The organism is Tenacibaculum sp. 190524A02b (assembly GCF_964036645.1).
Classification (GTDB): domain Bacteria; phylum Bacteroidota; class Bacteroidia; order Flavobacteriales; family Flavobacteriaceae; genus Polaribacter; species Polaribacter vairaonense.
In genome coordinates this window covers 2,118,726-2,130,732 of sequence record NZ_OZ038525.1, presented here as the reverse complement: position 1 = coordinate 2,130,732, position 12,007 = coordinate 2,118,726, and the positions used below count along the sequence as shown (strand labels likewise).

Sequence of the window (12,007 nt, the reverse complement as noted above, 5' to 3'; positions counted from 1 at the left end):
TTATTTATGATTTTTAATATTCATATGTTTTTTTTCTTGAAGTATTTGCATGGAAGTAGGAATACATATTTCCCAAGAATCAATTACTTTGGAGTTTGTTTCGGAGTGTTGAAATATTTTTTTTATCTCATAAATAATAGATTTTTGATCTTTAATAATCTCAGTAGTTGTTTCTGAATCTTCAAAACAAGGCGTAAGTTTATCTAAAGAAGCCCATATACTTCCTGTAGATAAAAAATAAAGAAAACTTTGATTGAATTCAGGGAAAACTGGGATTAGAACCCTAACATAATCAGCATTAAGAAAAGCCGAAAAAAAATTAGGAGAGGCAGATGAGATGGCAAAATGATTATTGGTATTACTATACTGATCGAAAAAAGTATAAGACATTTCACTCCACTCTAAAACCTTGTTTAGATATTGGGTTATTTCTGGTTGATTAAAATTAAAAGAAGGGGGGACATTCTTATTAATTAGGTTTGAAGAATAACCGTTAATACGAAGTACATTTTGTAATAACAGTTTCCGTACACTTTTCTCTATTGAATTTATAACTATTAATCGTTCTTCTAAAGGGTTTTTTAACTCTTTTTTTGAGTTAGAAGCTTTTGTTTCTTCATGATAAATTGTACTCTCTTTGGTATAAGCATTATCAAATAAATCATACATCTCTATTTGCCAAGAAAGTATAGTATTAGGAAGCGGTAAACATTCAATACTAATACTCATTTGGAATTCTATTTCCGAATTCGGAGGAGACATTTCAATATTAGTATTGTATACAGCACTAGCAGCAATTTTGTTTTGCTCTCCATTTAAAGAAGGAATTTTTTTAGTACCAGTTACCCCTTCTGATTGTTGAAAAGAAAAACTATGTTGCCCTATAAATCCATTTACTATTGAATTTGATTGTTGAGAACCAAAAGCATATTCAATAGTGGCAGAGCCAGCATAATAAGCATCAGGTAAATCAATTAATTTACTTTGCGATAGTGAAATTACCTCAGAAATAATAATAGTTTCTTGTGGATATAAGTTGAATTTTTTAAGGTTGTAATATTGTGCTACTGTTAAATAGTTTTCCTGATTAATATCTTTGTAAGAATTGATATGAAAATCAGAAAGTGATTTAGGCTTTTTTAAATCAAGTCCTTTTAAAACAATTGTTTGTTCAATATAATCTTTAGCAGGATGAGGTATGTCAAAGCTAAATAACATTCGATTTCCATAATTAATAACTTTAGTTTTATATACTTTATTTAACCAACAATAAAAGCCATATTCAGGAAAATTATTTTTTTTATTAGTAATGGTACTAACAGTGGTATCTTCTAATTCTCTTAACTCTGAATGGGTTCTTATTTTATTAACTTTATCAGACAAACGTTTAGCCGTTTTGTTTAATACTTTTTTAGCAAAAGAAGCCAGTTGTTTTTTATCGGGTTTTTGGGTAGTCTTTTTTTTAGTATAAGAACCCTTTATAGTTATATTGGTTGGTGGTCCATAAGTAGAAATTAATCCAGGGTTAGGATAATCTGTAGTTTCAGAAGTTTCTGCAATGGCATTCCATAATTCTTCATTAAAATCGTTATTACTTTGGTTGGTTGCGTTATATGAATTATCTATTGAAGATGTTTTAGAAATTTCTTTAGTAACTGTCCGATTTATTTTTTTATTGGTAAGTTTTCTTTTTTCACCAGGCATTAAACTAAGAATATTAGCCAATTCACCTATTTCATAATGAGAAAGCTTATACTTTACCAATTGTAAATTACCAATAGCATAAGGAATAAAAGTGCTTTGAGCAGAAATAGGAGGAGAAGAAGGATATGGAGGTAAGGGGAAAATACCTTTGTATAAAATAATAGTGGCATTTAATAAAGATGATAGCTGTTCTTTACTAAAGGTACTGGTTGGATGTTCTTCATCTATATGTTTAAAAATTATTTCTAAAAAATTACAAAGAGTTAACACCTCTATTATGCTGGTAAGTTGTTCGTGTTCATACCCCATTTCAATAATTAATGCAAAATAAGAGTCCCATAACCGTTCTTTGCTTTCTAAATAGGTAGTACTTTTAAGATAGGTAGAAAAATCAGGTATATTAGTTTGAAAAAACGCACAGGTTTGCGCTACTATTGAGGTTAAACTTTTTGAGGTGATTAATTGATTATATAAAGCTTTAAAATTAGTTAAGTAGCCAGGGAGTTTAGTTGTGTTTGAAACAAACTGTGAATTATAAGGAGGCTTCCCTTCTATAAAAAGAATAGCTTCTTGTTGCATTCCAAGTCTATTATTTGTTTTTTTTAGAAAAGACAGTTTATCTGTAAAAGAATCTATAGGAAGTCCTTTAGAATAGGGTTGGTAATAAAAAAAGTTCCATTTTATTTCTGAAGAAGCAATTTTAGGCCAATCAGTAACATAAATATAAGGGAATAAATCACTATAAGTATCTGATGAAATTATTGGATCTAATGGTGTTGGTTTATCTTTAGGAGGTTTTTTACTAGGATCTTTAACATTTTTTTTAAAATCTGGATCAAACCCTATAAGAAACCCTTCAGTATGCCATATATAATTAACGTCAGTTTTATTAAAGTAATAAAAATCAGCAAAAACACCTAGTGTATAACTAGAGTTAAAACTGCTAAAGTTTTTTATAGATAATTTTCCTTTGATAGAAATTCCATTATGAAAAGAATAAAGCAGATTACAAGGAGTAGTAGTTGTTATCTTCTCAGGATGATAAACATCTTGATTACTTTTTTTCCAAAATATTTTAGAGGAAATTTCAAAATCATTTTTACTACCACCTGTAGGAATTTCAAATTCAATAATTAAATTATCATTTACATTTGGGAATATGCGATCCTCCCATATTTTTAATATAGTTTCCATAATAAATAAATTGAAAGTTTTAATAGTTGTTTTTTACCATTTTTTAATGGCATCAATTACTAATTGATGTTTCATACTGGAACCAAGAAGAATAAGGTGAACAGATTTTAAGGGGATAAAATCAATACAAAGAGTATTTTTGCTCTCATATCTTGGTATTTCTTGGTGTGTAAAATCAGTAGTGAGAATATTGATATTAGAATCTATCTGAAAACAAATTTTAGAAGTGTTAAAAAACTGTTCTTTAATAAGTAAATCACCTCTGTATAACTGTATTGCTATAAACTCATTTCCTTTTATCTGTTTAAAAAGTATAATTTGATTTCCATTATTACAAGTTTGTTGAACGGATGTACTTCCTTCTTTATAGATAAGAAAGAAGGGACGTTGTTCATTGTGTACTGTTTTTAAATTATAAATAGGAGTTAGGTTACCAGATTTTTTCTTCAAACGAAAACTTAAACTCCATGACACTCTTATTTTATGACACCAATTAAAAGGGCAACCTTTAATGCTGGCAAAAACATTATCAATATTAGGTGTTTCAAAAGATGTATTTTGAGAAAAAACAATATCCTTTATTTTTTCATCAGTTGATAAGTTTGTAAAGTAAAAATCTGTATACATAACATAAATTGTTTTTTATAGTAAACAATTATTTAATCTTCTACATATTCATCAAATTGTAAAATAAAGCCTAATTCTTCTCTTGTTCTATTAGTTTCACCATAGCGAAATTGAATTTGCAAATAAATGCCTGTTGTGGTAACATTTAATTTGAGTTTTCCTAAATCACCATTTAGATAAATTCCAGTTATGGTAAAATCGGTATTAGGTTCAGGAGGAGAAACATTTGTTTTATCAGGAATAGTAATCTCATACCATATACCAGTTCTACTAAGCTTAATAGTATTAGAAACGCCATTAGGGTCTTTGGTAAAATCTGTAATTGTAGCATTAACAGAAGTCAGTTTTCTTTTGGAAGGAGGGCTTGTAGGAGATGTGTAATTAGGAGTGGCTGTAATTTTAACCCCATTGTATGGAATGGTATCATTATTATGTTGTTTCCAGTCTCCAGAGTACCAGGTGTTTTTATCTGTATTATCCATTGTTTAGTCGTTTAATGTATTATTAATTTAACAAGGGGCATGAATAAAGCATGCCATGCCACCTTGTATAAATGAAAGAGATGATTATTTATTTATATTTTCTAATGTAAAATTAAAAGGTTGAGAGTTTTTACCTGGTCCACCTCCGGTCATTACTATATCAGCACTTCTAATACCAAATAAATTAATTTCCGAATTTACTTGAGAAATAATAGCAGAATTCATAACATCTCCCTCTTCTATTTGAGAAACTACTCCAATATAAATTTTAGGTTGAAATTCAAAAACAGCTTTTTGTCCTGGAGCTAAACCTGTTTTAGATGCCAATAATTTACCATCTCTATAACAATTAGCATTGATAGCTCCATTAGCTAAGTTATTACGTATTTCTACTTCATTTGGACTAGTAGCATGGGTAGATGATTTTTGTAAAACATCACCAGAACTATCTTTTACCATATCAAAAGCATCTCCATTGTATGCTGCTAATTGTGGCGTAAAGTTTCCATATGAATCACTTGATGAGACATCAAAGTTTAAAGGGTAATTAAAAGGATGGTTATCTAACCTACCACAGTTTTCTATTACTTTCCAAGCAATGGCAAGTTCTCCAAAATCTTCTGCAACATTTTGTTGAAAAATTACAATACTACTATTATTGGTGTCCGCAGACTTGTTTACGAAATTTAATTTAATTTTATCCATGATGTTTGGTTTGTTTTATTATTAATTTTTTTGATTAAACTTTTACCCAATTGTTTCCGTTCCAACGAAATTCTTTACCTTCATTTGGTCTTGGTTGATGAGACCTAAATGGACCAGGTTGTATGTTTTGGCAACCTTGACCTTGAAGGTATGCAGTAACATCAACGGTAAATTGAACAGCTCTGTCATGATCATGAACATCTTGTTGTCCGTAACATAGACTATCTCCAGGTCCATCATAAGTGAAATTCTGAACATTGTATTGTGGCATAGTGTTATTTTTTATAATTATTTAACTTATTTTTAAATTTCAAATTCAAAAAAGAACGATAAAGTATCTTTAGAATCACGGTTTTGTTTTAACCATTTTTGATATATTGTATATCAGGAACTTTTGTTGTTTTTTTTCTCTGAAACCTAGTTTGTCAATTCTTAAATCTGCAGCTTTAATTCATGACATTAAAAATTCTAATTGTACAATTGTTGAATTCTTATATGTCAAATTTACTAGTGTTTTAGAGAGTTGTTTTGTACTCAAAAGGCAAACTTTTAACAATTTGAAGCATATGCTAATTAAGTAGTTAGTTTTAAAAATAAATAACATATTTACCCTAATTTCCATGGTGTTTTAAATGCTTTTACTTTTGAGTTTTTATAAATTGAAAGTAGAAAAGAATCCTTAATTTTTTTGATAAAAGGTTATAAGTGTTTTGTATTAAGGGATGGATTACAATTAATTAGTTATGTCTTTTTAGAATATGTAGTAAAAATGGGAAGGTAAGAAATAAGTAACCATGTTTTAGTAAGTAACTTTTATTGTAAAAAATGATAAGAATCAATTATTTGATTCTTATACCATAAATAAAACGTATAAACTAAAAAAAGCAACAATAAAATATTGTTGCTTAGATATAAATTATAGAATGTTTTTTTAATTATAATTTGAATAAAACGCCTAAGTTAAAACTATGTCTAATATTAGAAAAAATATCTAAAAGATCATTTTTGGCAATTTCACTAAAACCAAATTTACCTTCATATTCAATATAAAGTTTTGTTTTGGGGTTAATATAAAATTGGTAACCAAAACCAGAAATTATTCCAATATTAAAGCTATTAAAACTCTCAAAAGAGTCAATTTCCTCGTTACTATCGTTAATTATTAGTTGTTGACCTAATGTTGTATTGATGTTTTTTTCTTTTTCATTGATAAGAAAATCTACATACGGTCCAAAATTAAGGTACCAATTTTTATGTTTTCCAAAATGCCAGTTTAATAAAATAGGTAAAGTAATTTGATTTAATTTTAAATCAAAATAATGCACATTATTGAGTTTAAATTCCCAACTTTTAGAATCGTAAATTAGTTTCGATTTCAGTCCTAATTCTTTTGAAAAATAATATTCTCCAGAAACACTAATATTAAGAGAAGCTTTAGGAAGAATACTAATGGATTGTAATTGTGTATTACTATTTAATAATTCAATAGTAGCTGATGAACTAGTATAGTTTATACCTATTCCTGCACCAAATTCAAAATCTCCTTTTCTTTGAGAATAAATAGAAAAAGTACTAACTAGGATAATGAAAATAAATAATGATTTTTTCATGATAATAAATTTAAGATTGGTTGTTGTTATGTTTAATATTTAAAATTTTTCTATAGATAAAATCTCCCCATTAGCCTTATGAAAAACAACATGTACTTCATTGGTTATAGGATCAGAAATTGTATTATTATTTAAGTGATAAGGAAGTGTTTCTAAAGGACGATTGGTTAAAGAAATTAGCCTATAATCTTTAGAATTATTGATTATTGTTGCTAATATTCTTTCTTTTAATATTTGTTTTTTTGAAGAGTTGAACATAAAGCTGCGTTTTTTGATTTGTATTAAGTTATAATGATTCAAAATTAGATAGCTAACCACTATTTGATTTGTATTTAACAGGCTATTAATTGTCAATTTGATTCATTTCTGAAGACAAAAGAATTTCTATAGATTTAAAAAATGGTGTTATATTTCTATACTCTCCGGGCGAGCAACCAAAAGTTGGTTTAAAGTATCTAGAAAGATGAGCAGCATCAAAAAAACCAGAAAGCATAGCTGCCTCTGAAACAGATTTATTATAGAAGTTTAATAATTCAGCAGCATTTTGTAAACGTAAATCTCTAATCAATTTTGTAGTAGGAAAACCAAATAACTGTTTGGTTTTACGGTTGAGGTTAGAAGTAGATATAAACAATTCACTAGATAATGTATCAACAGAAAAAAGTTCATTATCTAAATTATTGATTACGATAGTAAAAAATTTTTGAAGCCAATTATTTTTTTTTTAAGGAAAATTATTTGATCTAGTAAGGCTTGTGTAAAAGGAAGTGTCCAATTTAAACTGTTAATACCGTTATAGGAATTTTTTGTTCGGTATTTAGAAGGGGAGCAACTGTTTTCTTGTTTAAATTTTCTACTAAAGCTACTTAAGTTTTGAAACCCGGAGTTTAAAGCCACGAGTTCAATTGAATTAGAAGTAAATATTAATTGTTGTTGGGCAAGCTCAATTCTGTGTTTTAAAATTAATTTACTAGGAGTATACCCAGTTTGTTCAAGAACTTTTCTGTTTAGTTGAGATTTGCTTATTTGTAATAACTCAGCCAATTGTGTAACACCAAATAAAGGATTCGTTTTTTTTCCTGTATTATAGCGTTCAGTTGCTCAGCAAACTTTGTTACGTTAATAATAGGGGTTGATTGATTGGTTTTGTCGTTTTTTAAGTTTGTTTTTTTCATGATAAAATTAATTTTTGTTAAAAAAGTTTTAGTGAATTATGCATATGCTAACCTAGACCACATCCCAATAAATAATTGGATGTAACCTTTATGTGTTTTATATGAAAGGTTAGTTTTACAAGAATTACTTTCGTGGGATTTGTTGAAAAGAGATTCTAGATGGGGAGATAATCATTTTTCACTTAAATCATTGATATAGAAAACAAGGTTTTAAATGTTGGAAAATCTAAAAAAGCTAGGAAACAAATAAGAATAGTAATTTAGATAAAATAATATAGTATGGTTAGCCTTTGTATCTTTTAATAAAGATTTATTCTTTCTGTAAATATTTTAAGGTTATGGATGGAAATTGTTTTCGTATTAAGCTAAAAAAAGTAGAGTTCATGATTTAAGTTTTGGTTAGTTAGCTTAAAAGTAAAAAATAGATAGGAAGAATGGGGATTAATAGCTATAAAAGCCATTTTTTTTGTAGTGAAGGTAGAAAAACTTGGCGTGAAAGCTATATAATAAAAAGATGACTGACTGATTTAAGATCAATCAAAGTGAATATTTCCTAAATTTAAGAAGTGCTATTTACCTATTAATTCCCTGTTGACTAATCCATCTTTGGTACTTCTGAGCATTCCTATTATGTTGTGCTAAAGAACTAGCAAATTCATGAAAACCAATTTTGTCAACACTAGCACACATATAATAGTAGTTATGTTTTTGATAATTTAATACAGCGTCAATAGCAGAAATATCTGGCATAGCAATCAAGGTAGGAGGTAGACCTATATTTTTATACGTGTTGTAAGGAGAGTTAATTTCTAAATCTTTATTTAATACTCTTTTAACTACAAAGTCTTGACCTTTCAATTGTTTTACACAATAAATAATTGTTGGATCAGCTTGTAAAGGCCAATTGTTTTTTAAACGATTCAAATATAAGCCTGCTACAATAGGTCGTTCACTTCTCTGAGCAGTTTCCTTTTGAACGATAGAGGCTAAGGCTATAACTTCATCTTTAGATAAATTCAATTTGTTTGCTTTTTCTAGTCTAGAAGTATTCCAAAAACGTTTGTACTCCTTTAACATTTTATTTCTAAACTTAGTAGCAGAAGTATTCCAATAAAATTCATAACTATTAGGTAAATACATGCCCAAAGCAGATTTAGGAGTGAATTTATTTTTAATTAAGAAAGAATTATCTAACATAGCATTTAGAATACTTAATGAATCAGCTTCAATTTGAGTAGCAATTCTTCCAGCTAATTTTTCTAAAGTATCTTGATTATTAAAGGAAACCTTCACAGGGGTTTGGTTACCACTTCTTAAAAGGTTTACAACATCATTGGCACTCATCCCTTTTTTTAAAAGAAATTTACCAGCTTTAGGTTTTGTGTATTTCTTCCTATTTGCTACCCATTCAAAATTTTCAATATTATGAAGATGATTTTTGAGTGTTTGTGTAACATCCGCTAATGAGTCATCAGATTTTATAAAAACAGCTATGTCATTAATAACAACTTTACTAAAAATTTTTTGATAAAAATTAAAACCAACTATTGCACCAATTATAAAGAAAGTTATGATGCCACCGTATAAAAATTTTCTACTCATTAATTAATTGAAATAAAACTTCGTCTTTAAATTTTCCTTGACTAAAAATCCAATCCTTTTTTATACCAATCCTCTTAAAGTTCTTTTTTTGAAACAAATGTAAGCTTTTTATATTATCAGTAGTAATATTAGCATATAGTTGATGCAACTGTAAATGAGTAAAAGCATAAGTAACAACTAAATCTAAAGCTTCAGAAGCAAACCCTTTCTTTTGAAAAGAAGGATGAATTAATATACCAATACCTGCTCTTTTATGTTGTGGATTAAAATCAAAAAGGTCAATCATACCAATACATTCCAAAGTGTCATTTGATTGAATAATTAACCTTAGTTGTTTAGCTTCATAAATATCTAGATGCGCATTTTCAAGATATTGCTTTAATAAAAACTTAGAGAAAGGAGTTTGCGTATGACTGACTTCCCAAAAAGCTTCATTATTCTCTATAGTAAATAAAAAAGATAAATCCTCAGGCTCAATGGCTCTTAAAGTAGTATGTATTCCTTTTAGTGTTTGCATTAAATTGAAATTTCACCCTTAAAGACAAAAGTAGCTGGTCCAGTTAAAAAGACTTTAGAATATTTCCCTTTATTTTCTTGAAAAGAAACACTCAATTCACCACCTTGTACAGGAAGTTTAACAGTGTTGCTTGCCGTTATTTTAGTAGCGTGCATGGCAATAGCAACAGCAGTAACACCAGTTCCGCAAGCTAAAGTTTCATTTTCAACTCCACGTTCATACGTTCTTACCTGAAAAGTATCGGTGTTTAACTGTTCAACAAAATTTACATTACTACCTTCTTTACCATACATATCATTTCTGATGCTTTTTCCATTGGTAAAAACATCATAATCATTAATGTTGTTTACCAATTGAACATGATGAGGCGATCCTGTATCTGCGAAAATATAGCTGTCATGAATTTCTACAGTGTTAACATCAATCATTTGTAAAGAAACAATACTATCATCAATAGAAGCATTGTGTAATCCATCAATAGCCATAAAAGTAGTTTCCTTTTTAAATAAACCTAATTTATGAGCAAAAGCTACAATACATCTACCTCCATTACCACACATGGTACTTTCATTACCATCAGCATTGAAGTAAACCATTTTAAAATCGGTAGTTTCATCATTTTCAAGTAAAATTAAACCATCTGCACCAACTCCAAAATTTCTATGGCATAAAGAAGCTATTAATTTATTGTTTTCACTAGGAAAAGTTTTTGTTCTGTTATCAATAATAACAAAATCATTTCCTGTACCCTGATATTTATAAAAAGTAATGTTCATAATGGGCAAAGATACATATTTAAAGCAGGAAAAGGCATTGTTAAATGGCGGTTAAAAATCGTTAAAACAGCGTTAAACGTATTTCTTTAAAATGTTAAAATCGTATATTTGAATAAGTAAATTATCTTGATACAAACTCAAGAGATATTTAAAAAAGCAATTAAGTTTAATTTTGAGACAGGTTTCAGGGTGTTGTACCCTTTGTCGTAGCTAATAAAAATATTTGTAAGCATAATGAAGAGATTTTTAGGAATTTTAGGGGTAGCGTTTGTTGGGGGAGCGGTAGCGCTTTCAGGTTACAAAATGTTAATAGAAAAACCAGAAACAGTTATACAGCGAGTTGAACAACCTGCAATGCAAACTGTAAGAGCTAGTTATACACCAGCTACTTTAAACACATCGTCTGTACCTACCAACTTTACAGAAGCAGCTGAGAGTACTGTAAATGCAGTAGTGCACGTTAAAAATACAGCATTAAGGACAAAGCAAGATCCTTTAAGTTTCTTTTTTGGAGGAGGAGGCGCTAGAAAATATGAACAAGTAGGAACAGGAAGTGGTGTAATTATTTCTCCTGATGGTTATATTGTAACAAACAACCATGTAATAGAAGGAGCTTCTGATATTGAAATAACGTTAAATAACCGTAAAAAGTTAAAAGCTGAATTAATAGGAGCAGATAAAGAAAGAGATATTGCACTTTTAAAGGTAGTATCTGATGTTGATTTGCCTAATATTCCATTTGGGAATTCAGACAATGTAAAAATAGGAGAATGGGTATTGGCAGTAGGAAATCCTTATAACTTAACATCAACAGTAACAGCCGGTATTGTAAGTGCAAAAGGAAGAGATTTAGAAGGAAATAGAAATATAGAATCTTTTATACAAACAGATGCGGCTGTTAACCCTGGAAATAGTGGAGGTGCTTTAGTAAATACAAGAGGAGAATTAATTGGGATTAATACTGCTATTTCTTCAAGAACAGGATCCTTTATTGGGTATTCTTTTGCAGTGCCTTCTAACATTGCTAAAAAAATCATTGATGATTTATTAGAGTTTGGTTCTGTGCAAGAAGCAATTTTAGGAATATCTATAGATTCTTCTGAAAAAGATATAGAAGGAGTAAGGATTGGTTCTGTAGATCAAGATAGTGATGCTGTAGAAGCTGGGTTGAAAAAAGGAGATGTAATAACAAAGGTTAATAATGTTAAAATAACAAAGTTTTCAGATTTAAAAGGGCAGTTAACAGCAAAAAGGCCAGGGGATTTGGTTGATATAACAGTTAATAGAGATGGGACAGATTTAACTAGAACTGTAAAACTAAGCAAGAAAAGTACCTTTACCTCTTTTTCTTTTGGAGTACAGCTAAAAGATTTAAACGATAAAGAAAAAAGAAAGTTAGGAGTAAAAGGAGGGGCAAAAATCACAGCAACAAATAACAAAGGTTTTCAGTATTATAAAGTGGGAGCAGGTTATGTGTTAACCAAAATTAATGGTAAAAATATTTCGAGTGCTGCTGAAGCAGTATCTATTTTAGATAGATATACAGGAAATGAACAAATGATTTTAGAGCTTATTAGTCCTTCAGGTCAAAAAGAACGTTTCAGATTTTAAAATT

13 protein-coding genes are annotated in these 12,007 nt (G+C 28.9%); 1 reads left to right on the top strand and 12 read right to left on the bottom strand.

What is annotated here, in order from left to right:
- The 12 genes from ABNT65_RS08460 to dapF form a co-directional block, all read right to left on the bottom strand.
- A complete protein-coding gene (locus ABNT65_RS08460; RefSeq protein WP_348747657.1) occupies nucleotides 1–2,898 on the bottom strand; it encodes a hypothetical protein in 2,898 nt (965 codons plus the stop codon).
- Nucleotides 2,899–2,931: 33 nt separating this feature from the next.
- On the bottom strand, nucleotides 2,932–3,525 hold the full coding sequence (locus tag ABNT65_RS08455) for a hypothetical protein (RefSeq protein WP_348704619.1): 594 nt from the start codon (nucleotides 3,523–3,525) through the stop codon (nucleotides 2,932–2,934).
- Between the two features lie 32 nt (nucleotides 3,526–3,557).
- Complete coding sequence (locus ABNT65_RS08450) at nucleotides 3,558–4,007, bottom strand: hypothetical protein (protein WP_348704620.1); 450 nt, start codon at nucleotides 4,005–4,007, stop codon at nucleotides 3,558–3,560.
- An 84-nt stretch (nucleotides 4,008–4,091) separates the two neighbouring features.
- Nucleotides 4,092–4,712: a hypothetical protein gene (locus tag ABNT65_RS08445; RefSeq protein ID WP_348747656.1), complete on the bottom strand. Its 621-nt coding sequence runs from the start codon at nucleotides 4,710–4,712 to the stop codon at nucleotides 4,092–4,094.
- A 34-nt stretch (nucleotides 4,713–4,746) separates the two neighbouring features.
- Complete coding sequence (locus ABNT65_RS08440; protein WP_348747655.1) at nucleotides 4,747–4,983, bottom strand: hypothetical protein; 237 nt, start codon at nucleotides 4,981–4,983, stop codon at nucleotides 4,747–4,749.
- Between the two features lie 664 nt (nucleotides 4,984–5,647).
- Nucleotides 5,648–6,322 (bottom strand): porin family protein, encoded by a 675-nt coding sequence (locus ABNT65_RS08435; RefSeq protein ID WP_348704624.1) that lies wholly within the window; start codon nucleotides 6,320–6,322, stop codon nucleotides 5,648–5,650.
- Nucleotides 6,323–6,361: 39 nt separating this feature from the next.
- On the bottom strand, nucleotides 6,362–6,580 hold the full coding sequence (locus tag ABNT65_RS08430) for a hypothetical protein (RefSeq protein ID WP_348704625.1): 219 nt from the start codon (nucleotides 6,578–6,580) through the stop codon (nucleotides 6,362–6,364).
- A gap of 85 nt (nucleotides 6,581–6,665) precedes the next feature.
- Nucleotides 6,666–6,956, bottom strand: a complete 291-nt coding sequence (locus tag ABNT65_RS08425) for a helix-turn-helix transcriptional regulator (RefSeq protein WP_348704626.1) — start codon at nucleotides 6,954–6,956, stop codon at nucleotides 6,666–6,668.
- 50 nt (nucleotides 6,957–7,006) lie between these two features.
- The gene (locus ABNT65_RS21030) at nucleotides 7,007–7,366 is read right to left on the bottom strand and encodes a helix-turn-helix domain-containing protein (RefSeq protein ID WP_412766850.1); all 360 of its coding nucleotides are present in this window, start codon (nucleotides 7,364–7,366) and stop codon (nucleotides 7,007–7,009) included.
- Nucleotides 7,367–8,070: 704 nt separating this feature from the next.
- A complete protein-coding gene (gene mltG, locus ABNT65_RS08420; RefSeq protein ID WP_348747654.1) occupies nucleotides 8,071–9,099 on the bottom strand; it encodes an endolytic transglycosylase MltG in 1,029 nt (342 codons plus the stop codon).
- Nucleotides 9,092–9,616, bottom strand: coding sequence for a GNAT family protein (locus ABNT65_RS08415; RefSeq protein WP_348704628.1), 525 nt, complete (start codon nucleotides 9,614–9,616; stop codon nucleotides 9,092–9,094). Before ABNT65_RS08415 ends, mltG begins: the two co-directional genes overlap by 8 nt.
- A complete protein-coding gene (gene dapF / locus ABNT65_RS08410; RefSeq protein ID WP_348704629.1) occupies nucleotides 9,616–10,392 on the bottom strand; it encodes a diaminopimelate epimerase in 777 nt (258 codons plus the stop codon). The genes ABNT65_RS08415 and dapF overlap by 1 nt, the downstream gene beginning before the upstream one ends.
- Nucleotides 10,393–10,626: 234 nt before the next feature.
- On the opposite strand from dapF, the gene ABNT65_RS08405 reads away from it, so the two are divergent.
- On the top strand, nucleotides 10,627–12,003 hold the full coding sequence (locus tag ABNT65_RS08405; RefSeq protein WP_348704630.1) for a trypsin-like peptidase domain-containing protein: 1,377 nt from the start codon (nucleotides 10,627–10,629) through the stop codon (nucleotides 12,001–12,003).
- Nucleotides 12,004–12,007: the final 4 nt, after the last annotated feature.

What these genes read in the sequence shown, in the direction of transcription:
- ABNT65_RS08460 (WP_348747657.1), bottom strand. Translation starts at nt 2,898, where the DNA reads ATGGAAACTATATTAAAAATATGGGAGGATCGCATATTCCCAAATGTA.
- ABNT65_RS08455 (WP_348704619.1), bottom strand. Translation starts at nt 3,525, where the DNA reads ATGTATACAGATTTTTACTTTACAAACTTATCAACTGATGAAAAAATA.
- ABNT65_RS08450 (WP_348704620.1), bottom strand. Translation starts at nt 4,007, where the DNA reads ATGGATAATACAGATAAAAACACCTGGTACTCTGGAGACTGGAAACAA.
- ABNT65_RS08445 (WP_348747656.1), bottom strand. Translation starts at nt 4,712, where the DNA reads ATGGATAAAATTAAATTAAATTTCGTAAACAAGTCTGCGGACACCAAT.
- ABNT65_RS08440 (WP_348747655.1), bottom strand. Translation starts at nt 4,983, where the DNA reads ATGCCACAATACAATGTTCAGAATTTCACTTATGATGGACCTGGAGAT.
- ABNT65_RS08435 (WP_348704624.1), bottom strand. Translation starts at nt 6,322, where the DNA reads ATGAAAAAATCATTATTTATTTTCATTATCCTAGTTAGTACTTTTTCT.
- ABNT65_RS08430 (WP_348704625.1), bottom strand. Translation starts at nt 6,580, where the DNA reads ATGTTCAACTCTTCAAAAAAACAAATATTAAAAGAAAGAATATTAGCA.
- mltG (WP_348747654.1), bottom strand. Translation starts at nt 9,099, where the DNA reads ATGAGTAGAAAATTTTTATACGGTGGCATCATAACTTTCTTTATAATT.
- ABNT65_RS08415 (WP_348704628.1), bottom strand. Translation starts at nt 9,616, where the DNA reads ATGCAAACACTAAAAGGAATACATACTACTTTAAGAGCCATTGAGCCT.
- dapF (WP_348704629.1), bottom strand. Translation starts at nt 10,392, where the DNA reads ATGAACATTACTTTTTATAAATATCAGGGTACAGGAAATGATTTTGTT.
- ABNT65_RS08405 (WP_348704630.1), top strand. Translation starts at nt 10,627, where the DNA reads ATGAAGAGATTTTTAGGAATTTTAGGGGTAGCGTTTGTTGGGGGAGCG.